General features: G+C 36.4%; 18 protein-coding genes and 1 tRNA gene. 5 read left to right on the top strand and 14 right to left on the bottom strand.

Features of this window, described 5'->3' with window-relative positions:
* Window positions 1-137 precede the first annotated feature (137 nt).
* The 8 genes from AAGD59_RS03720 to rpsD all read right to left on the bottom strand — a co-directional run bounded on the left by AAGD59_RS03720 (window position 138) and on the right by rpsD (window position 4,958).
* Window positions 138-1,253 (bottom strand): FtsW/RodA/SpoVE family cell cycle protein, encoded by a 1,116-nt coding sequence (locus AAGD59_RS03720; RefSeq protein ID WP_015589075.1) that lies wholly within the window; start codon window positions 1,251-1,253, stop codon window positions 138-140.
* Window positions 1,250-1,966, bottom strand: coding sequence for a bifunctional demethylmenaquinone methyltransferase/2-methoxy-6-polyprenyl-1,4-benzoquinol methylase UbiE (ubiE, locus tag AAGD59_RS03715; protein WP_010962557.1), 717 nt, complete (start codon window positions 1,964-1,966; stop codon window positions 1,250-1,252). The genes AAGD59_RS03720 and ubiE overlap by 4 nt, the downstream gene beginning before the upstream one ends.
* 53 nt (window positions 1,967-2,019) lie before the next feature.
* Entirely contained in the window at window positions 2,020-2,883 is an 864-nt protein-coding gene (gene lipA, locus AAGD59_RS03710) for a lipoyl synthase (protein ID WP_015589076.1), read from the bottom strand.
* Window positions 2,876-3,190 (bottom strand): 50S ribosomal protein L28, encoded by a 315-nt coding sequence (gene rpmB, locus AAGD59_RS03705; protein WP_006279619.1) that lies wholly within the window; start codon window positions 3,188-3,190, stop codon window positions 2,876-2,878. Before rpmB ends, lipA begins: the two co-directional genes overlap by 8 nt.
* Window positions 3,191-3,227: 37 nt before the next feature.
* The gene (locus tag AAGD59_RS03700) at window positions 3,228-3,569 is read right to left on the bottom strand and encodes a DUF721 domain-containing protein (RefSeq protein ID WP_010082513.1); all 342 of its coding nucleotides are present in this window, start codon (window positions 3,567-3,569) and stop codon (window positions 3,228-3,230) included.
* A 447-nt stretch (window positions 3,570-4,016) separates the two neighbouring features.
* Window positions 4,017-4,217 (bottom strand): Fe-S cluster assembly protein IscX, encoded by a 201-nt coding sequence (gene iscX / locus AAGD59_RS03695; protein WP_007552114.1) that lies wholly within the window; start codon window positions 4,215-4,217, stop codon window positions 4,017-4,019.
* 30 nt (window positions 4,218-4,247) lie between these two features.
* A tRNA-Leu gene (locus AAGD59_RS03690) sits at window positions 4,248-4,334 on the bottom strand.
* A 9-nt stretch (window positions 4,335-4,343) separates the two neighbouring features.
* Complete coding sequence (gene rpsD, locus AAGD59_RS03685) at window positions 4,344-4,958, bottom strand: 30S ribosomal protein S4 (protein WP_010962555.1); 615 nt, start codon at window positions 4,956-4,958, stop codon at window positions 4,344-4,346.
* Between the two features lie 113 nt (window positions 4,959-5,071).
* Here rpsD and tkt point away from each other — a divergent pair, with 113 nt between their 5' ends.
* Together tkt and AAGD59_RS03675 are read left to right on the top strand one after the other, a co-directional pair.
* Window positions 5,072-7,060 carry a transketolase gene (gene tkt / locus AAGD59_RS03680; RefSeq protein ID WP_015589077.1) on the top strand — a complete coding sequence of 663 codons (1,989 nt, stop codon included), beginning with the start codon at window positions 5,072-5,074 and terminating at the stop codon, window positions 7,058-7,060.
* 5 nt (window positions 7,061-7,065) lie between these two features.
* The gene (locus AAGD59_RS03675) at window positions 7,066-7,332 is read left to right on the top strand and encodes a hypothetical protein (RefSeq protein ID WP_341812871.1); all 267 of its coding nucleotides are present in this window, start codon (window positions 7,066-7,068) and stop codon (window positions 7,330-7,332) included.
* Between the two features lie 55 nt (window positions 7,333-7,387).
* Here AAGD59_RS03675 and AAGD59_RS03670 read toward each other — a convergent pair whose 3' ends face one another.
* The 4 genes from AAGD59_RS03670 to AAGD59_RS03650 all read right to left on the bottom strand — a co-directional run bounded on the left by AAGD59_RS03670 (window position 7,388) and on the right by AAGD59_RS03650 (window position 14,823).
* Complete coding sequence (locus AAGD59_RS03670) at window positions 7,388-8,914, bottom strand: ankyrin repeat domain-containing protein (RefSeq protein ID WP_410529958.1); 1,527 nt, start codon at window positions 8,912-8,914, stop codon at window positions 7,388-7,390.
* 309 nt (window positions 8,915-9,223) lie between these two features.
* Window positions 9,224-10,387, bottom strand: a complete 1,164-nt coding sequence (locus AAGD59_RS03660) for a multidrug effflux MFS transporter (protein WP_006279533.1) — start codon at window positions 10,385-10,387, stop codon at window positions 9,224-9,226.
* Window positions 10,388-10,572: 185 nt separating this feature from the next.
* Window positions 10,573-11,439 (bottom strand): hypothetical protein, encoded by an 867-nt coding sequence (locus tag AAGD59_RS03655; RefSeq protein ID WP_015589080.1) that lies wholly within the window; start codon window positions 11,437-11,439, stop codon window positions 10,573-10,575.
* A gap of 57 nt (window positions 11,440-11,496) precedes the next feature.
* Entirely contained in the window at window positions 11,497-14,823 is a 3,327-nt protein-coding gene (locus tag AAGD59_RS03650; RefSeq protein ID WP_174516821.1) for a glycoside hydrolase TIM-barrel-like domain-containing protein, read from the bottom strand.
* A gap of 438 nt (window positions 14,824-15,261) precedes the next feature.
* Here AAGD59_RS03650 and AAGD59_RS03645 point away from each other — a divergent pair, with 438 nt between their 5' ends.
* Window positions 15,262-16,284 (top strand): hypothetical protein, encoded by a 1,023-nt coding sequence (locus AAGD59_RS03645; RefSeq protein ID WP_141456986.1) that lies wholly within the window; start codon window positions 15,262-15,264, stop codon window positions 16,282-16,284.
* 5 nt (window positions 16,285-16,289) lie between these two features.
* Here the strand turns inward: AAGD59_RS03645 and dcd are convergent, their stop codons facing one another.
* The gene (dcd, locus tag AAGD59_RS03640; protein ID WP_006280485.1) at window positions 16,290-16,847 is read right to left on the bottom strand and encodes a dCTP deaminase; all 558 of its coding nucleotides are present in this window, start codon (window positions 16,845-16,847) and stop codon (window positions 16,290-16,292) included.
* Between the two features lie 141 nt (window positions 16,848-16,988).
* On the opposite strand from dcd, the gene AAGD59_RS03635 reads away from it, so the two are divergent.
* A complete protein-coding gene (locus AAGD59_RS03635) occupies window positions 16,989-18,005 on the top strand; it encodes a substrate-binding domain-containing protein (protein WP_015589083.1) in 1,017 nt (338 codons plus the stop codon).
* Window positions 18,006-18,084: 79 nt separating this feature from the next.
* Here the strand turns inward: AAGD59_RS03635 and AAGD59_RS03630 are convergent, their stop codons facing one another.
* Complete coding sequence (locus AAGD59_RS03630) at window positions 18,085-19,071, bottom strand: hypothetical protein (RefSeq protein ID WP_015589084.1); 987 nt, start codon at window positions 19,069-19,071, stop codon at window positions 18,085-18,087.
* Between the two features lie 408 nt (window positions 19,072-19,479).
* Between AAGD59_RS03630 and AAGD59_RS03625 the strand changes: the two genes are divergently transcribed.
* A complete protein-coding gene (locus AAGD59_RS03625) occupies window positions 19,480-20,940 on the top strand; it encodes a TrkH family potassium uptake protein (protein WP_265027794.1) in 1,461 nt (486 codons plus the stop codon).
* Window positions 20,941-20,956: the final 16 nt, after the last annotated feature.

The raw sequence follows: 20,956 nt of genomic DNA, 5'->3' as shown, positions 1-20,956 counted from the left end.
GTTGTTCAGCATGTCAGTGGAATATTTTCTGAAAAATTTCCACATAACTCTTTCAGATTTCATAATATCTCTTGCCACTCATCTGAACAGATACCCATTTTGGAGGGATACCAATAATAGTTGTGAGCGGTACAAGTTTAGTCCATATACCTTCCAAGCATAATACGCTCACGAAACTTTAATGCAATAGCTTGATTTCTACTAAAAGACAGCATTATGCCAAGTGCGATGCTCGAAGATAAAAGAGAAGAACCACCATAGCTAAGTAACGGCAGGGTTATGCCGGTGGTTGGAAAAACACTCAATGTTACCCCTATGTTTATTATGAATTGTGTGATGAATTGCATTGAGATACCGAGAATCACTAACAGATTAAATAATTCATTTTCCCTATATGCAACGTAAAGCAAACGGGCGGAAATGATGCCAAATAACATCAATGTGGCTAAGCACGTAATCAAACCAAATTCTTCTGCTAAAACAGAAAACACAAAATCTGTATGACAATCAGGAAGAGAGGCTTTTACGCTACCTTCACCAGGTCCAACCCCAGTTAATTGACCTCTTTTGAATGCTTCTAATGATTTTGTGACTTGAAAGTTATCGCGCTGCGTAAAAAAGACAAAATTGTAAATCCTTTGCTTTATATGTGGGAGGCATAAGTAAGCTATTGTAGTTCCAGTTGTGGCCATTCCTATTATGCATAGAAAGTATAAAAATGGTATACATGCAATAAACATTTGACCAATAAAAGAATATGTTAAAAGCATAGACATACTGAAATCAGGTTGCAAAAGTAACAACACAAAAACTAACAGAAATATTATGATTGATATGTGTATTTTAAACTTCATTTCGCTGGCCAAGATACTAGCTATAACAACAGAAAAAAATGGCCTTACAAACTCAGATGGTTGAACTGAAATTTTGACAATATGTAACCATCGTTTCGCACCTTTTACCTCTATACCAAGTATTATCGCAATTGCTACTAGAATAGTAAATAAAATGAAACCTGCGAACGAGAGGTTAAGTATAGTTCTTGTGTTGAGAAAAGAAAATGTCACCAAGGTAATTAGTGACAGGACTATATAAATTGTGTGACGCCGTATAAAATAATCTTGTGGTAAAGAAAGACGCTGCGCAATTACAGGGCTTGCTGAATAAACAAGAATGAAGCTTATAGTGAGCAAAAAAAACACTGGAAGGATGAGATAGTAATCCAGCGTTCTATACCAGAGTTTAATATTCATTTTGTTCCAATGTGTAATGCCACTATTCCATAGCTCATATTATGAAACTCAACATTCTTAAAGCCTACCTCTTCAATTTCCATTTTAAAATCAGCCTGAGTTGGAAACTCTCTAATGCTCCTCACTAAATATTCATAAGAACTCTTGTCTTTAGCAACTATGCTGCCAATTTTAGGAATTACTTTAAATGAATATAAGTCATAAAGTTTGGTAAATATCTCATTTTGATAGTGCATAGGGGCAAATTCTAAGCAGATAAATTTTCCATGTGGTTTTAATACCCTGTGCGCCTCATTTAAAGCCTTCTTGCGGTCAGAAACGTTTCGAATGCCAAAAGCTATTGTGCAATAATCAAATTCGGAGTCTTCAAATGGTAAACTTTCTGCACTTGCACATACCCAATCAAAATTAATTTGGTTTGAATTTATAGCTTTATCACGTCCTCTGTTTAGCATGTTTTGATTTATATCGCATACTGTAACCTTAGCACTTGGCTCTTTTCTTACTACTCTTATTGCTATATCTCCAGTTCCTCCAGCAACATCTAAAACCTTAGAGTTTTTTGTAAAATGCACACTATTTACCATCTTATCTTTCCATAATCTGTGCATTCCGAGGCTCATTATATCATTCATGGTGTCGTAGCGACTTGCCACGGAATCGAATACCTCTTTAACTAATTGTGATTTCTTCTCGATTTTTATAGTAGACATTACGTAAAAACTCCTTTATAATTAGTAAAAATTAATTTGAATTAACACAAATGTCAACGACAGGCCTTGAGCCTGTTAAAATCTTCTTCAGCGTGGTATGATGACCGAGTTAGTGGGCTTGATGCAACCACTAGGAACCCTTTGGAGTAAGCGATATATTTATAATGCTCAAATTCCTCTGGGGTAACATACCTATCAAGTTTTGCATGTTTTGGAGTTGGTTGTAGATATTGACCAATTGTAATAAAATCAACCTCAGCACTGCGCAAATCGTCCATAACCTGAAGTATTTCCTCTTTTGTTTCTCCAAGACCAACCATAAGCCCTGACTTTGTGAAAACTTTAGAATTAATCTGCTTTACCATCTTCAGTAAATATAGTGAATGAAAATAGCGAGCTCGTGGTCTTATTTTTGCATACAATCTCGGCACTGTTTCAATATTGTGGTTATAGACATCAGGTGATGCAACAGCGATTGCTTCAAATGCTCCTTTCTTATTTAAAAAATCAGGAGTTAAAATCTCTATTGTTGTTTCTGAAGTTATCTTTCTAATTTCTTCTATGCACTGTATAAACTGATTTGCGCCACCATCTGGTAAATCATCACGATCAACGGAAGTAATAACAACATGCTTTAAGTTTAACTTTTTTATTGCTTTTGCTAAATTTTCTGGTTCATGAGGATCTAGTTTATCAGGAATGCCAGTTGCAACGTTGCAAAATGCACAAGCACGAGTGCAAACAGAACCAAGAATCATCACAGTAGCATGACGTTTATTCCAACATTCACCAATGTTTGGACATGCAGCCTCTTCGCACACTGTATGCAAGTTATGCAGTTTAACGATGTTTAAGGTCTCATTGAACACTTCACCGGTCGGAGCTTTTGCTCTGAGCCATTGAGGTTTGCTATGCATCTGAAACTGCTAACTCTACCTCTTGCTTTACTAAAACTTTTTTCAACCTTCTTTTTATCTTCTGCGCTTTCTCACTTAGTTTAATCGTTCTTGTGTTGAGCAAAAAAGCATCTAAATCACCTTTGTAATCTATAGTTCTCAAAGTTCTTGTTGCCACACGAAATCTAAACTTTTTATTCAATATATCACTTGTCAACGTAACCTTATGTAAATTTAAAAGAAAGGTACGCTTTGTTTTACGATTTGAATGTGATACCTTATTACCAAAAGATTTTTTTCTATTTGTTAATTCACAAACTCTACTCACTTCAATATACCAAATTATTCTATGTACTTAGATTACCTTATATAGTCAAATAGTCAATACTCTCTTGCTTAATTTTTATACCATATACTGCTTTATAGCCAAAAAATATCGTAATTTTTTCTATTATAAGAGAAATCATATGCTGAATTTCCAATGCTTTGCTGCCATTTGTTACTACCAGATGCAACACACCCGAATTTATATTCTGTGCATATGAGATCTTTTTCGGTTTTGTACACTCTGCTATTTCTTTCCCTACTATATTTCGCCAGTTTAAAATAAGACGTATTTCATTTTTGCTAATTTTATTTTTCATGCATTTTAATGCATAGTTTTCTATTATAGACTTTAATTTTTTTGGACCGCTACGTTTGAGCATTTTTCTGTTTTTTTAGTAGGTAGATAATATAAAAGTATACATATAACTTGAGATTTTGTCATTACTGCTACATGTTTGTGAGATACCGTGACGGTATGACCATAATCGTCACTCCGCAACGCATATTGCATAGTCGTCATTCCGCGGCGTGTTCGCGGAATCTAGCTCTGGTCACGCTACTTAGATGACAACCTTCTAACTGCTTTACAAACCTCTAGCCTCACACCGTAAAAGCAGTATTTTTATGCAAAACTTATCTCAACGTAGCACTTGTCAAGATCGTTCCATTTACCAAATTTTGTGCTGTCATCTTTGCCTCATAATTAACCTTATAGCTGTTTTAATTGTAATTAGTTAAATTATTATTAACTTGCCAGGCTAGATCCAAAAAATAGCATAATCCATATGCAAATTGTAATAGAAATCACGTTTGCGTATGGTTTATTGCTATGCGGTTAATCTTTCCTCAATCCAAGCTGCCTGAATGGCTTCGAGTATTTTCTCGTTACAGCGTTTTTCATCATCATCAAATTCCTCTAAACTCAAGACCTTTTTTTTAAGCTCAGTGAATCTGATACTAATTATATTCTCATTTGGAAATTTTTCCTCCAGAGCTTCCACAATATCTTCTATATCAAGCCATTTCATACTTTTTTGTATTTATCTGCTAAGTTAAATTGGTGCCCATGGGGAGACTTGAACTCCCAAGGTCGCAAAACCCACGGATTTTAAGTCCGCTGCGTCTACCGATTCCGCCACACGGGCTTTTTTTATCTATCTAGAGTAAAACTCTACTACTAAATTGACTTCCATGTCTGCTGAATAAGGAACCTCAGAATATTGAGGTGACCTCAAATACTTCACTGAATGCTCTTTACTATCTGCTTCTAAATAATCCGGAGCCTTGCGCTCTTGTTTTTGTTCAGCCTCTACTACTACAGGGATTTTTGCTGCCCTTTCTCTTATTTTTATTATATCACCTGGCTTCACTCGATAACTCGATATGTTAACCACCTTATCATTAACTGTAACGTGCTTGTGAGATATGAGCTGCTTTGCTGAGTAAATTGTTGGAACAAGACCAGAGTGGTATAAAACAGAACTTAATCTCGATTCTAAGATACCGATAAAATTATCAGCCGTATAACCCTTTCTGTTATAAGCATCTAAAAATGTACGTCTGAGCTGCTTACTTGAAATCGCATAGTAAAACTTAAATTTCTTATGCGCAGCAAACTGCTTACCAAAGTCGGATAACTTCTTGAATCCAAGAATACCATGTTGACCTGGAGGGTATTTCCTTTTGTTTACTGGGTCTTTAGCTCTACCCCATAAATTTACACCAAGTCTACGGCTAATCCTATACTTTCTAGTGATAACAGTTGTCATATAAAAACTCTCACGATTTAACTTTAGATTATTAAGGATTTTAGCACTCAGTGTCAACTTGTTTTTGCTGATATAATCTTTTATACTTCATTTTTAAGTTTTTCTATTAACACATGAATCATTCACATTTGGAATCTATGGCAAACGCCATCCGTTTTTTATCAATTGATGCAGTACAAAAAGCAAACTCTGGACACCCAGGTATGCCACTTGGCATGGCAGATGTTGCAACTGTTTTGTTTGCTAAATATCTGAATCATAATCCTGATGATTCTAAATGGTTCAATAGAGATCGCTTTGTTTTATCAAACGGTCATGGGTCAATGTTACTATATTCAATATTATATTTGACAGGTTATATTAGCATAGATGAGCTAAAGAACTTCAGGCAAATGGGATCCAAGACCCCAGGTCATCCAGAGTTTGGCTTGACTTCCGGAGTAGAGGCAACAACAGGCCCTTTAGGGCAGGGGTTTGCCGCTGCTGTTGGCATGGCACTTGCTGAATCGATACTTGAAAAGCAGTTTAGAATCAATCACTACACTTACGTGATGCTAGGGGATGGCTGTCTTATGGAAGGAATAAGCCATGAAGCAGCATCACTTGCTGGGCATCTTAAATTGAATAAGCTTATAGCTCTTTTTGATGATAATGATATTTCTATAGATGGCGCTACTTGCCTTTCCTGTTCTGACGATGTAGAGAAACGCTTCTTAGCGTATGGATGGAATGTTGACAAAATTGATGGCCATGATTTTGATGCCATATCCTTTGCAATAGAGCAAGCAAAAAAGTCTGATAAACCTACAATGATCTGCTGCAAAACCATTATCGGAAAATTTTCAAGCCGTGCTGGCACATCCTCTGCTCACAGTGGTGCTTTTTCGGAGGAAGACATCAAACAGATGAGAGAGAAATTAAACTGGAATTATGAACCATTCCATGTACCAGAAGATGTGAAAAATGCCTGGAAGAAAACTGTTGAGAGAGCAAAACAAAATTACAATTCATTGTCATTCCAGTGCGTGACACTGGAATCCAGAGAAAAAAATGAAGAACTAAAAAGAAGACTTGATAAGCGTTTGCCGGATAATATCGCTGGTGTTTTAGCTGACCTGAAGAAACAAATATGTGAGCTAATGCCAAACGAAGCTACTCGATCTTCTTTTGGTAGGGTAATGGAACTTTTAACACAACATATGCCGGAATTAATCGGCGGTTCTGCTGATCTTACCGGGTCAAATTGCACTAAATATAAGCACATGCAGGTAATAAATAGCAATAATTATAGTGGCTCTTATGTCCACTATGGAGTGAGAGAGCACGCTATGGCAGCATGTATGAATGGTATGGCACTTCACGGCGCGATTCTTCCTTATGGCGGCACTTTTTTGGTATTTTCCGACTATTGTCGTCCTGCTATACGTCTTTCAGCTCTGATGAAGCAGCAGGTTATGTATGTCATGACTCACGACTCAATTGGAGTGGGAGAAGATGGCCCAACTCATCAGCCAATAGAGCATTTAGCCTCTTTGCGTGCTATACCAAATCTATATGTTTTTAGGCCAGCCGATGCAGTTGAAACTCTGGAGTGTGTTAGCATTGCACTCGAAAAGAAAGAATCTCCAGCACTGTTTGCGCTCTCAAGGCAAAACGTAAGTTACATGCGCAAGTTCTACTCTGATATCGATCAATCTGCTAATTTATCGAAGTTTGGTGCATATATTTTGTGTGAATGTTCAAAAGAATTAAAAGTGACGATATTTGCTACGGGGTCCGAGGTTGAAATTGCAGTTGAAACAAGGGAGAAATTGCAGGAAAAGGGTATAGGTACAAGGATTGTTTCTATGCCATGCTGGAGGCTTTTTGACGAGCAAAGCGATGAATATAAAGCGGCAATATTAAATAATGACAGCATTAAAGTTGCAATTGAAGCCGGAAGTGAAATGGGTTGGCATAAATACATAGGTTCAAACGGTATATTTATTGGCATGAAAAGCTTCGGAGAATCAGCACCTTATAAAACACTTTATGAGCATTTTAATATCAACGCTGATCATGTGGTAAAATGTGTGTGTGAGAAACTGGTTTACATTCAGTAGACTTCTTGCATAACCATATGAAAGCCCACTCTTCTTTGTCATTCCAGCGCGTGACGTTATTTCCATCCAAGATGATGTCATTCCAGCACTTGACACTGGCATCTAGTTTTCTTTACAAATTCACCAAAAGTGCTTCATTCTATAACGCAAAACCCATACTCACCAAACCCAATGCATTACTTGCAATTAAGTTTCCTGGATCCCAGTGTCTGGGCACTGGGATGACACCTCTGGGCACTGCCGTCATAAAGGAACCAGTGTCAGCTACTTGAATACATACCACCATGTCATTCCAGCGCGTGACGCTGGAATCTAGTAAACCTCTGGCTATATTATGTCATTGCCTTCTGAACTACTTGGTGATTCTAATACAACTGGTTGATCAAATTCAGATGATGATTGTGTTGGCTCATCAGACCCAAACAACCATGAAAAAAACCCACCAAAAAATGATGCAACTAATGAAAAAGGCTTCATAAGTATACTAAACAAACTACCAAAAAAAGAGCTCGGCTGTTCTTCTGTTTGTGCAGGTTCTGTGGAAGCAACATAATTTACACCGTTGTCTTGTACATCAGTTCCTTGTCCTGCACTGGTGGTCCCCTGTTGTGTTTGTGGTGTTCCACTCCCCGAATTTACAGTTTTATCAGCTTCTTGCTTTGTAATGTCTGATCCTGATTGAGCATCACCTTCTTGTTTTTCTTTCTCTCGTGTACCAGCATCTTCCTCTGAATTTTCTTCATTGTCCGTCGATGGCTTAGAACCGTCGCCAGGGTTTTTTGCATTCCTTAATAGAGCTTGTATTTCTTTATCAGTGGCTAAATTTAAGGGAGTTTTTTCATTTTTATCTTTTATATTAACATCTGCCCCTTTATCCAATAGAGCTTGCACCACCTGCTGATAACCACTTTCAGCAGCAAAGTGTAAAGGAGTCTTTCCACCTTGATCTTTTGCATTAACATCGATTCCTTTTACTTGCAGTAGGGCTTCTACTACCTCTTTATGGCCCCATACAGCAGCCAAATGTAAAGGAGTCTTTTGCGACCAATCTGTTGCATTAACATTGATCCCTTTTACTTGCAGTAGGGCTTCTACTACCTCTTTATGGCCCTTTTCAGCAGCCCAATGTAAAGGAGCCCTATCTCCATCTTGTGCATTAACATCGATTTCTTTTGCTCCCAGTAGAGCGTTCAATACATTTATGTCTATATTGCCCTTTTTAAGAACCAAATGTAAAGGAGTTTTGCCATATTTATCTTGTGCATTAACGTTGATTCCTTCTGCTCCCAGTAGAGCGTTCAATACATTTATATCTATGTTGTCCTTTTTAAGAACAGAATGTAAAGGAGTATCTTTCTTGTTATTTGGTAAATTAACATTGATTCCATCTTTTCCCAATAGGGCTTCTACTACCTCTTTATGGTTCTTTACAGCAGCTAAATGTAAAGGAGTTTCTTGCGACCAATCTGTTGCATTAACATTGATCCCATTTACTTGCAGTAGGGCTTCTACTACCTCTTTATGGCTCTCTACAGCAGCCAAATGTAAAGGAGTCTTTTGCGACCAATCTGTTGCATTAACATTGATTCCATTTACTTTCAGTAGGGCGTCTACTACCTCTTTATGGCCCTTTTCAGCAGCCCAATGTAGAGGAGTCTTGTTATCTTGATCTTTTACATTAACCTTTGCTCCTTCACTTATTAGACGGGTTACTTCCTCAATATTACCTTTTCTAGCAGCCTCAAGTAATTTAGCTGTGTTTTCTAATAGAGTTTGTATTTCTTCGTTAGCAGCTAATTTGAAAGGAGTCTTTCCATCTTTATCTACTGCATTAACATTTGCCCCTTTATCCAATAGGGCTTCTACTACATCTTTATGGCCCCATACAGCAGCAATATGTAAAGGAGTCTCTCCTCTTTATCATTTTCTACCTTAACATCTGCTCCTTCACTTATTAGACGGGTTACTGCATCAATATCACCTCTTTCAACAGCCTTAAAAAAATTATCTCTACTTTGTGAACTACTCATCCTACACCTCTTTGTAAAACTATATTGTTATGATAAAGCCGTTAATAATCTATGAGCTCTCACCCCCTGTAAAATTATATTATCATGATAAAGTCATTAATAACCCATGAGCTCTGGATCACGCAAATAATGGTTATTCCCTGTGTTTTTCAGTACATTTGAGCTGGCTGTACATAAGAATTGCAATTGTAGAGCATGCTATTGTTAATAGTAAATTTGGTAAAATACCATAGCGAAAAAATTTTCCTACTATATATATTCCAATAGCCCCAAACATCATATTGCAGAATGAGAGAACTGCACTACCAAGCCCTATACCTTTGATCGTTTCTAAAGCAGAAGTTACGTTATTGCTTATTATTAATGCAAGTCCGATATTGGCTGGAATCCAAACAGTTTGAAGAATTAATATATTTAACTTGTCCGCGAAATAAAAATATACCAATAAACTATCGGATATTATCGGTAACACCAAACCTATTATTAGCATTTTGCTAACCCCTACTTTTGGTACATACCTTCTATTAATTAAAGTTCCAATTATGTAAAATATGACTATGATCGATATGAGGTAGCCAAAATACTGTACTTCAATGCCCATCGATTCAAATATGAAAGGGTAGTTAGCAATGTATGCCCAAAGCCACATGAAAGTTAATCCATGAATGGCTGAAAACCCAAGGAAACGATAATTTCTAAATATTGATATATATTGCTTGCAGATATTAGTAGTTATGTTAGTTATACTGGTTTCATTTTTATTTACAGTGAGTGTTTCTTGTAACTTAAAGTAGATAAAAATAAGTATAGCAATTGCTGCAAGTGATATAATAAAAAACAAAAATTTCCAACTATACCCATGTGAAATTATATAACTGCCCACCACTGGAGCTATTCCAGGTGAGAGTGCCACAACCATATTTAATTTTGAAATGACTCTCGAGTATTCACTACCCGAGTACATATCCCTTATTGCTGCATACCCAACAACACCTGCAACACCAGCCCCTGTTCCTTGTATGAAGCGAATTAGTATCAAGAGCGCAATACTGTCGGCTATATAACACATGACACTTGCCAAAGTAAAAATTGTCATACCAATCAGCATCATTGGACGCCTACCATAATGGTCCGATAATGGACCATAAATTAAGCCAGATACTGCAAATCCAACTAGATTCAAGCTAATTGTAAGCTGCACTACACTGCCTTCTACTTTAAAATAATTGGCAATGCTTGGTAGTGCAACTGAGTATAGGTCAGTTGCCATATCGACAATTGCTACAGACAATATCATAATAAGAGAGATGATATTTTGCGGAAGAGCTGTTTTCACTTAATGATTTACTGGATTAAATATACTTAATTATAATGTATTTTTTTCATTAGTATAAGTACAATGTTACATAGTAAACGATGTCATTCGAGTAGCGGACACTGAAATCTTAAGCTAAAATCATGAAAAGCCTGAATTTCAATACCTTATCTTTGATTATTCACTTTAAGCTTTAAGTCTTCAACAGAAGATGCATTTGCCTCACTTACTACCTTTAGTGGTTCACCAAGATTATGCTCTATTTTTATATTACGCTCAGGATCGTACTCTATTCTTGTATCAAACTCAAAGCCCAATTTCTCACAAAGTTTTTTGAAATACTCAATAAGCTTATTTATAATATAAGTAAGCTTATCAAACAAACCGTCATCACCAGCTTTATAGTCCTCTAACTCTTTAGGAATGGTAAGCAATACCTTACCGTCTTCATACGTCACATTTTCATCCTTACATTTCAGCTTAAACTCCGCTGAACTGCAAAAACCTGGTGTTTCGATATATGTACAATCATCATAGTTAAGCATTTTTGTATATTTCATGCTAAAACTAAGCTTTATACAATTGGGTTCACGACAATCCATAATATACTCTCTTGTCATACAGTTGCCTTGCGTTGACAAATGAAAAGATCCAAGAGCTTGATTCATATCATTAGGAAGAAAATGAGTATATCCGCCCTGATAATAGTTATTTATTAACTCCTCAATAATAGAGTTATTGGGAATTGTTGCACCAACGTGTTTAAACATTTCTGTAAAAATTTGTCTGAGAAATGGACGATAATTCCCTTTTCCGTTTTCATCCCGTAGAATTAGATTTTTATGGTTTGAATACAGATTGTTAATAAATTCGTTAGTTATTTTTTGTCCGTTAATAGCAAGGCCGTGTGTTCTATTAAGATCCTTATATGTTCCCTCACCAGAAATTACTTCGTCCCAAGTGTTAGCTTTGAAATCAGCATATTTGAGCTTCTTCACTTCAGCTTTCAACGCATTGACCATTTCCTTTGACATGTTATATCTCTACCATTAATACCTGTATATTAATTTTAGCACTTACTTTATTAAATTTCAATTACTCAAGACCTTCGCTTCCGTATTATCCAATGAATCACCATAAGTCACTGCTTTAAGGAAAAGTCGTTTTCCTGGTTGCACTTCAAAAGATATTATTGAATCATCAAGTAGAACAAATTTTTCACCTGTGGTGTGCTGATACTCTTTGGTGCCTTCTTGCCCTCTAATTAGGTTGCTAAGCTTATATTTATTTTTATCTATTAGTTCAGCACTCTGGAACTTTATCACCTCTTTTCCAACCAGTGCTAAATTGCTTACATTTATAGTACTAACGTTAGTGCTTGTAAAACCCTCTTCCGTCATCCCAGTGCCCAGACACTGGGATCCAGGAGAAATATAGTCAAGCGCTGGGATGACACCATCACTTAAATAATGGTTATATGAAGAACTCAATATACCAAAACGTAGCACTACTATAAGCCCCTCGTCGGTAGATTCCATTACATATCCGTAAGTAGACTGCTTGTTTGTGCTTGCAATAGGCTTATAATCCTTATCGTTGTACGAAATAAAGAGTGTTGCTCCCTTCCAATTCTTTTCCTCACTAATTAAAGTAAAGCTTGCACTATTACCTTTAATATCCGGTAAATCTATCATTTCTACGATGGTTTTGCTAATGTGAGAGGGAGGGTATTCCTTCAGCATAAGTGACCTTGTTGAAGGAAAAGAAAGCTTATATATAGAGTGATCATAACCAACGCCAATTACTTGAATGGACATGCTTTCGAATTTTGTTTTTATAATTCTCACCGTATGCTTTTTCTCACCGTCTAAAATCGTTATTACATCACTTGGCACAAGCCACGCATATTTTATCGGCAGCTTGAAATTGTATATATTTCTCTCTTGCCACGAAGAATAAAGTAAAACCTCAGCTATATTTTGCGCCTCTCCCTCCTCCATAATGAGCGGTATTTCAACTGTTATAGCAGCGCCTTGCTTTGGCAACTCAGCATATTTAACATCAATTGGATAGCCAAAATTGCGATTAAAATAAACGACGTTAACTTTATTGTTTAAATCTAATTGACTGATATTAGCAAGTTTTGAATTGTTACTGAAAACCATTTCACCAATTGGTATTCCAGTCGTAACTCCCCTGCCCTTTTGGACAAATTTCAGTTTAGAGTCCTGTTCAACCACATCAAAAAAATAGCAACTTTGCAGCATTTTAATAATTGAACGTACCGATTGCTGGTCGTTTATCACATACCCAGACAATAACCCTTTGACGTTGCTTGCATCGAACTGATCGCTTTTTAAACCTGTTTTTTGTAACAGATCCGATAAAACATCGGAAATATTAAGCTGTGAAAGCTTTCCCTGAATCCAATGTCCTGTCTGCCAATTATGGCAGTCAGTCCACATATCACACAAATTGGGGAAATAAGGAAATGGCCTTGCATCCCATGCCCAGAGAAACATTTTTTCTACCATTTCTGAACTTTGCCACTTTTTTAGCGTTCCTTCAATTGCAATTTTTTGCGAAAGAAAGCTCACCTCTCCGTTTGAATATCGTGGATATTTGCTCTCTATGCTGCCTTTGTCAACAAACACATTTGGCTCATTAGTGCAGCCGTTCATACTGGGAAATCCATATTCAGTAAACCATATTTTTTTCATTTTTGGTTGCCATTTTGTTTTACTACCACCGGGGTTTATGTGAGTTTCACTCCACCATTTCTCTATATTTTTCCACGCATACCTGCTGTCGTTATACTTTACTTTTTCAGACTCACTCTTTGAGTAATCATAGAAATAATCATACCCCACTCCACTGCTCCAACCACCCATTACATCTTCCGCAGAATAGCCAAAAGGAGGCTCTGGACCATCAGTCAGTGGAAAATAAGCATCTATGCCAACAACGTCGATGTACTCTGAAGACCACAGTTCATCCATATTATACCAACCATCATATGAATGGTATTCGCTCCAATCTGCAGCGTAGGTAACTGTTACTTCTTTTCCAAGATTAAGTTTTATTCGCTTTGCAAGCTTGACCAGCTCTATAACGGCAGGGTAATTCCCTTGTTCATCCCTGATTTTGGTAAGTTGCGCAAATTCAGAACCAATGATAAACCCTTCCACTTTAGTTTGTTTGGCAATGCTTGCATAATGCTCTATAAATTTGTTGTACTGATTCTTAAAAAAATCACTTATATCTTCAGGAGCCCCACTCAATCTTCCTCGCCACTCTTTGTTCTTTGTATCAAGTAAGGGCATTGGATAGAGCATCACCTTATAACCTCTGCTGTGCAGCTCTTCTATATATCTAGTTAACGCTGCATCACTAACTGTGCCACCATACCTTGGGTTTCCACTCGCATCTTTTGAAATTAGCTGAGCATTATCTCTGGTTACACCCCCTACTTGCCAATCATCAGGTAATATCGCGGAATCATCTTGAAATTCAACTGCAGGGTATATTTTACAATCTTTAATGTTCAGATTATTCACAAACCAATTGACTACCACCGACACCAACTCAACATTTGGCAAATCTTCTTTTAATTGATCCAAAGAAAGCATTGCATCGCTCTTTTTAGTGTGGTTGTTGTGATTTACCCTTTGCGCCAGCCCATATGGGATATATTGGTTGCTGCTTATTTTCTCTTGCGCGATTTTCTTCTGTATTTTTGTATCATATACAAACTCACCTGAACCTGGTATGATATTGATATTCCGAATATTTTTTGCTACTGAAAATTCATTTGACTTTACTGCAGTTTGCACTTCAAACGTAAATACCGGAACATGATTATTATAGTCTGCTAAAGGAAAATTCTTGATGACTATGTAAGATATTCCCCTATAAGCCGGCACATTCCCCTCTCCTTCAATTGATGACATAAATGGATCAGGATTTTGGTCTTCTCTGCCGCTGTAAAAAGTATAATCTATTTCATCAAAGCTAAGTGATGTTGTATCTGCCCAGATTCTGTTTAATTTTTCTACTTTCCCCTTGCAGATCGCAATTGCAAGCGTTGCATAGTAATTATATGTAACGTTCATACCTCTTCCAATTTTACTTTTGGTGGTTATCGCCTCTTCTTTTATTGGCTGTGCCCAAATAATATTCCCTGCAACACGAGCAGTGCCATAGATAATTGGGATCGTTCTGCCGTAGGTTGAGGTTTGAACTTGCAGATTTTTTAGCCTTGCCCCATGCGTTACTTTTTGCTCGGCTTCAAGGCCGAACATTGCCCCATCTAGCTGTGCACCAAGAAGAGCACCAAGTTCTGAGCCGATAATCCGGCCAATTGGCCCAAAAATGCTGCCTGCTTGACCAAAAATTGATGATAAAATTATTGTAGACATGGTAATCCTCCTTTTTGTTTCTATAGTTAATGTAGGCTCTACGTCATGCCGCCGCGCCGCTAACAAGCAGCGGGATGACGAGCTTATCGTTATGCCGCCGCGAACCGTCATACCGTCACGGTATCTCTAGATCCTGCTAACACGTAGCAGGGTACTTAACCGTCATACCGCGATTCATTCGCGGTATCTCTTAGCCGCTAACAAGCAGCGGAATGACGAATTTGTCGTTTTACAGCCACTTGGATGACAATTTGCTACTAAATAGTAGGAAATTCAATAATTTACAATGAATAGTTGAAGTTTGTAATTAAGAAAAGCACATGGTGTAGCTATAATCATTGTAAGCAACAATAAGAAAGTGCGGAAGTAGAAATTTGAGTTGACAAAATAAGAAAAAATATAGTATATTAATAATATTGATATTAACTTAAACTAATTATGCCAGCAGTAGTAAATACACCAGACAACATACAAAGACCGTCAAAATTAAAAAAAGCAAAAGAAATTCTGCTAGCTCCTGTAAGGTGGCTAATCATAGGTTTATCTGTAGTACTTTTGATAATATTTGTTATTTCTTTCCTGGTGTTTCTCTCAATCGCCAATGTATTGAGTAAGCTATATCTTTTTGCAGGAGGCAAAGCACCAGAATGGCTAGAGCAAAGAGCTGAAGCATTTATGGAGGCAGCACGTATTCCACAAACAACGCATGATACTGATGTAAATGATGCAATTAATATTAACGTTCAAAAGCTAAAAGAAAACTACGGTGAGCCTGATATTGATGATAAGTTTATAGAGGAAATAGAAGGATTTATTGATCAGTTAGAGTGCATAGCAAATGGCACACAAAAAGCTGCAGATAAAGATCAACTTACAGAAGATGAGAAAAAACATGCACTTGAGTGCTTGAAGCGTATAAAAAATAACCCTGGTACACATAGTGGAAGCGGGTTAACATTGAAGCAAGTTTTAAATTTAGTTTGGAAGGCTTGCAACGATCAAACTAGAGCAAATAATATAGCTATTAATACCCGCATATCACAGAGAAAATATCAACTGGTTAAACATTTAGTAGAATCGCAAACAGAATACGGAGTGCGTGGTGGTCGTGGTTCAAGTGCATGTTTTACTGGCACATTTAACAGTATTGTCTCTTCCTTGTACACTTTTGAAGAGTTTTCCTTCTTGCAAAAAGCAGATAAGAATACTATAAAGCAGGAATTTGAAAATGAGCTGCAAAAAAAGGGAGAAGAACTATTTAATCAGCTTTCCAATGATAAAGAAAAAAAAGAAGTTGCAGAAGCTTTAAGTAATCCTTCTACAAATTTCTTTTCAAGCTATGTAGAGTCATTTAAAAACCACTCTGCACGTGCAGTTTTAGGTGATAAAGAATGCGACAAATTAGTTAAAACTCATTTTAGTAATCTTCAGTACAATAAAACAATATCACGCTTTACCTAAAGTAATCACTTAACTAACGGCAAAGTGATACCATGCTGATTCATGTATTTTCCTTTCATATCATCATATGATTTCTCGCATTCACTTTCGCCGCTTAAAAATACGAATTGGCATGCGCCTTCATTAGCGTAAATTTTTGCAGGAAGTGGAGTGGTGTTTGAGAATTCGAGTGTGACATGACCTTCCCATCCAGGTTCTAAGGGAGTAACGTTTACTATAATTCCACATCTTGCGTAAGTTGATTTACCAACACAAATGACCAGTACATTCCTTGGTATACGAAAATATTCCACTGTACTTGCAAGCACAAAGCTATTTGGTGGAATTATGCATACGTCTGTTTCTTTATCTATAAAACTATTCTCAGAAAAATTTTTAGGGTCCACGATGGCTGAATTAACGTTAGTAAAAATTTTAAATTTATTATCCACTCTTGCATCGTAACCGTAAGATGATAGTCCGAAAGATATAACACCTTTGCTGCTTTTGTGATTCACAAAAGGCTCTATCATTCCAAAGTTTTCAGCTTTTTCTCTTATCCATTTATCTGGCATAACTGCCATAACTGTTCCTTAAAGTTGTGTAATACTTACAATAATATAAAATAAAATTTAAATGTAAACTGTAGCTTTTGTCATGCAATTAAAGCTTTTCAGTTTGATGTTTTGTTACAATAATTAGATTTATGTTCTTAACTAAAAATAATGCTTAGAAACTTTCTCCTGATTTTTGTATTCGTATTATTCACGCCGCCGTCAAATGCTGATGCCAGGAAATACATCAGAATTGTTGGATCTTCAACTGTTTTTCCTTTTATCTCGTTTATAGCCGAGGAGTTCAATCGTGTATTCCCTTTTAAGACTCCAGTTGTGGAATCAATAGGAAGTGGATCAGGGTTCAAAATGTTTTGCTCAGGAATAGGGGAAGACACGCCAGACATCACCACTTCATCTCGCCCTATGAAGGAAGTAGAAAGAGAACTATGTAAAAGAAATAAAATTAATGAAGTGATAGAGATCATCATTGGCTATGATGGAATTGTCATTGCAAATTCAAATCAAAGCCATAGATTTGATTTCACAAAGAAGGACTTATTTGAAACTTTATCTGCATATTCTCAAGAAAATGATAAATTAGTAAAAAATAATAAGAAGTTTTGGTCTGATGTAAATCAAGCCTTACCAAAAACAGAAATTGAAATTTATGGTCCACATCAAAATACAGGCACATACGAAACTTTGGTTAATTCTATTATGCTTGATCAATATTCATGCATGAACTCGAGAATTTTCAAAGAGAATTATAAAGATCAGGAAGAAAGAAAGAAAGCATGTGGTAATATAAGGGATGACGGAAGGTATATAGAAGTTGGAATTAATGAAAACATAATAATACAAAAATTGAAAAGTAACAAGAACGCTTTAGGGATATTTAGTTTTAGCTTTTTAATGAGGAATCAAGATAAAATACAAGGGAGCACAATTGCAGGAATTGAGCCAACTTACGAAAATATATCATCGGGAAAATATATATTAGCAAGACCTCTATACCTTTATATAAAGAAAGAACACCTGGATACTGTTGATGGATTAAGAGAATTCATAAAAGAAATTATAGATTCGATCGGCATTGAAGATGGGTACCTATCTAGGCTTGGTCTAATTCCACTTTCAAGTGAAGATATAAAGAAAGCTTCAGCAAAGGTTTATGATATAACGTGACGGCAACGTTTCTTTTATATTCTTTGTTCTAGCGTAGTCAGACCCAGCGCGGCGCGCTGGGATGACAATGGATTACTAATTAGACAGTTCTGCGTTGTTGCAACACCCCAGAAACAACCGGGTCCGAGCTTTTCGTATTTGGGCTTTCTGATTTCTCACAAACTCCTCCAATATAAGCTAGTACAGCCAATGCTGAAACTGCTAAAACTTCTAAAACTAATGCAACTACAGGATATGCCAGCACATAGGCTGCAATAGCACCAACTACGCATAGTTCAACAACGCCCAGAGCGATCTTCCCTTTGTGTTCACTCCAGAAGTTTGTATCGTTTTTTTCTGGGGTTTTGTTGTCTGCAGTTGGTGCAGAGTTTACGGTGTTTTGATCTAGATCAGTGTCATCTATAAAGTTAAGATCATCATTCTCAGACGGATCCTGATTGATTTCTTGTGAAAATCGAGTCGCATACTCTTTATCCCATGCTATCTGATCATTAATCTTGGCATTATCTAGTTCATTTTTACTAAGTTTTTCCTCAAATTCTTGAATCAAATCTTGAAAGCATTGCTCACCTACTCCAGGTATTTTAGCAAAACGTTTTTGTGCACATGTAAGTTTATCCATTACATAGTTATTTCCATTGGGCTCGAACCCAAGGAGCCCTGGAGAAGCAGCATCAAACATTAATTTAAAGCTTTCTTTTATCTTTTCCACATCTTCTTGGTTCAATTCTTCACTATATTCAACTTTCAGAGGATAAACTAAAAGGGCATCTACTCTTCCACTACTCCAATATACCTCTCGCTCTAAAACCCTTTCTACATCTTCACCACAATTCTCTAATGCTGCTTTAACTTGATCAATATCAAGGTTTTCTATTGCTTCTTGTAAGTTGGAATCAAGATCCATTACCCACTTGTGATCTTCTATTTTTTGAACAACTTGTACAAGAGCAAAATATTCTGTGCTATGAGGGTCAAATTTTCCTTGAAAGCGTTTAAGATCATCTATTGTATCCGTAAAATATGGTTGATCTTCAAAAGATTTTGTTACCTTGTAATCACACAAAAAATCACGAGTTTTTTTGATCAGCTTCCTTCCAAATTAGTTCAATGATCCCTACTTTAGTGTTAACGCTAGTTTTAGTACAGCCAATAACATCATTTAAATGGTACCTTTGTCACTAGTCAGAGTCCCCTCGTGGCTCAAAACTGCTTGTATATCATTATGTTCCTTATTGTTGAGTACGTTCTGGACTTCTTGAAAATTGTCATTCCTGACTGCCTGTCTTAATGAACCTAGAATTTCTTCTTGTGCATCAGTTAATTCAACTATATCTTACCTCTAATAAAAATTTAATTATCATACATATTTACAAGTAAATCAAGTATATTGTTAATAACTGTTAATAAAGGCCAACAAAATGCTTGACGTTAGAGTAGCTTTTATGGCTTTGTATAGCGAGGAAGTAACTCTATGAAAAATCATCAACGTTTACAAACTTTACGTTCAATTGCATTTATTGTGGGAATATTCCTATTGCTATTTAGCTTAGCAATGCTTATTCCTGCTATTACCAATAAGTATCTCAGCTACGAATGGAAAAATTTTTTCGCTGGATTCATAATTACCTGCACATCTGGCGCAATTTTTATTTTACTCGGTAAATTAAGTAGATTGCATGGAATGCCAGCAATTTTTGCGATTACTAGTTGCACCTGGATTGCCTTGTCTCTGTTTGCAGCTATTCCTTTCTATTTTGATAATCTGAGCTATGTTGATGCATTGTTTGAAACGATATCTGGCATCACAACCACAGGGGCAACTATATTTAATGATATTGAAAAACAATCTCCAGGAATACTGCTGTGGAGAGCAATGCTACACGGCATGGGGGGTTTTGGTGTAATCACTTTAGGAATTGCAGTTTTTCCTATGTTTAAGGTTCTCAGCCTAAATAATTTACTTTATTCTGAATATTCAGATGCTACCAAAAGGAAGTTGCCGAACACGCGAAGCGTAGTGATTCATGTTACGGCAATATATTATGGCTTAATTTTGTTATGCATATTTTCCTATTATCTAGCTGGTATGCCACTATTTGATGCAATATGTCACGGAATGTCTGCTGTATCAACTGGTGGATTTGCTAACTATAATGATTCTATAGGGCACTATAATAATCCCATACTAGAAGCCATAACGATCGTTTTTATGATTTTGGGTTCTCTGCCTTTTCTTAGCTATTTAAAAATTATAAGACGGTTAGACATTTGCTATGATGAACAGGTCTCTTACTTTGTTAAGATAGCTACTATCTCATCTTTATTTGCTTGTTTTTGGTTGTATAAAAATGTTGATTTAGGAGTGTCATTATCATTTAGATGCAGCACATTTACCATCACTTCCTTGATTACGTCAACTGGTTATGCAATCTGTAATCATATAGATTGGAGTTTCATTTCAGTCTTAGCTTTTTTTCTAACCTTTGTTGGTGGATGTAGCGGTTCTTCAAGTGGTGGTGTCAAAATCTTCCGCTTGATTGTTCTTTTAAGGTCTATAAGAAATTACTTTTACCTTTTATTAAACCCTGATGCAGACAATGGAGTAAAATTCAATGGAAAAATTCTGGAGAATGATGAAGTTCACTCTGTCTTTATATTTTTTGCAATTTTCATGTTAACGTTTACCATTTCATCAATAGTGATGTCTTACTTAAGCAATGCAGACTTTATAACTAGCATCAGTTCAGTCTCTGCAACGCTTACAAACTCTGGCCCGAGATTTAGTAATTTAATAGGTCCTTCGGGTAATTATTCCTCTTTCAGTAATGAAGTAAAATTATTTCTATCGTTTTTAATGCTGCTTGGCAGACTTGAAATATTGCCAATCTATTTTTGTATAGGTAATTTATTCTTATTTAATAGAGAGAAATAGTTGGTGAAACTTGATA

The sequence above is a fragment of the Wolbachia endosymbiont (group A) of Cephus spinipes genome (assembly GCF_964026895.1).
Taxonomy (GTDB): domain Bacteria; phylum Pseudomonadota; class Alphaproteobacteria; order Rickettsiales; family Anaplasmataceae; genus Wolbachia; species Wolbachia pipientis.
This window is presented reverse-complemented; position numbering and strand designations above follow the sequence as displayed.

Excerpts from the sequence above, each read along its gene's own strand:
- AAGD59_RS03720 (WP_015589075.1), bottom strand. The coding sequence starts at position 1,253 with ATGAATATTAAACTCTGGTATAGAACGCTGGATTACTATCTCATCCTT.
- ubiE (WP_010962557.1), bottom strand. The coding sequence starts at position 1,966 with ATGTCTACTATAAAAATCGAGAAGAAATCACAATTAGTTAAAGAGGTA.
- lipA (WP_015589076.1), bottom strand. The coding sequence starts at position 2,883 with ATGCATAGCAAACCTCAATGGCTCAGAGCAAAAGCTCCGACCGGTGAA.
- AAGD59_RS03700 (WP_010082513.1), bottom strand. The coding sequence starts at position 3,569 with ATGCTCAAACGTAGCGGTCCAAAAAAATTAAAGTCTATAATAGAAAAC.
- iscX (WP_007552114.1), bottom strand. The coding sequence starts at position 4,217 with ATGAAATGGCTTGATATAGAAGATATTGTGGAAGCTCTGGAGGAAAAA.
- rpsD (WP_010962555.1), bottom strand. The coding sequence starts at position 4,958 with ATGACAACTGTTATCACTAGAAAGTATAGGATTAGCCGTAGACTTGGT.
- tkt (WP_015589077.1), top strand. The coding sequence starts at position 5,072 with ATGAATCATTCACATTTGGAATCTATGGCAAACGCCATCCGTTTTTTA.
- AAGD59_RS03660 (WP_006279533.1), bottom strand. The coding sequence starts at position 10,387 with ATGATATTGTCTGTAGCAATTGTCGATATGGCAACTGACCTATACTCA.
- AAGD59_RS03655 (WP_015589080.1), bottom strand. The coding sequence starts at position 11,439 with ATGTCAAAGGAAATGGTCAATGCGTTGAAAGCTGAAGTGAAGAAGCTC.
- AAGD59_RS03650 (WP_174516821.1), bottom strand. The coding sequence starts at position 14,823 with ATGTCTACAATAATTTTATCATCAATTTTTGGTCAAGCAGGCAGCATT.
- AAGD59_RS03645 (WP_141456986.1), top strand. The coding sequence starts at position 15,262 with ATGCCAGCAGTAGTAAATACACCAGACAACATACAAAGACCGTCAAAA.
- dcd (WP_006280485.1), bottom strand. The coding sequence starts at position 16,847 with ATGGCAGTTATGCCAGATAAATGGATAAGAGAAAAAGCTGAAAACTTT.
- AAGD59_RS03635 (WP_015589083.1), top strand. The coding sequence starts at position 16,989 with ATGCTTAGAAACTTTCTCCTGATTTTTGTATTCGTATTATTCACGCCG.
- AAGD59_RS03625 (WP_265027794.1), top strand. The coding sequence starts at position 19,480 with ATGAAAAATCATCAACGTTTACAAACTTTACGTTCAATTGCATTTATT.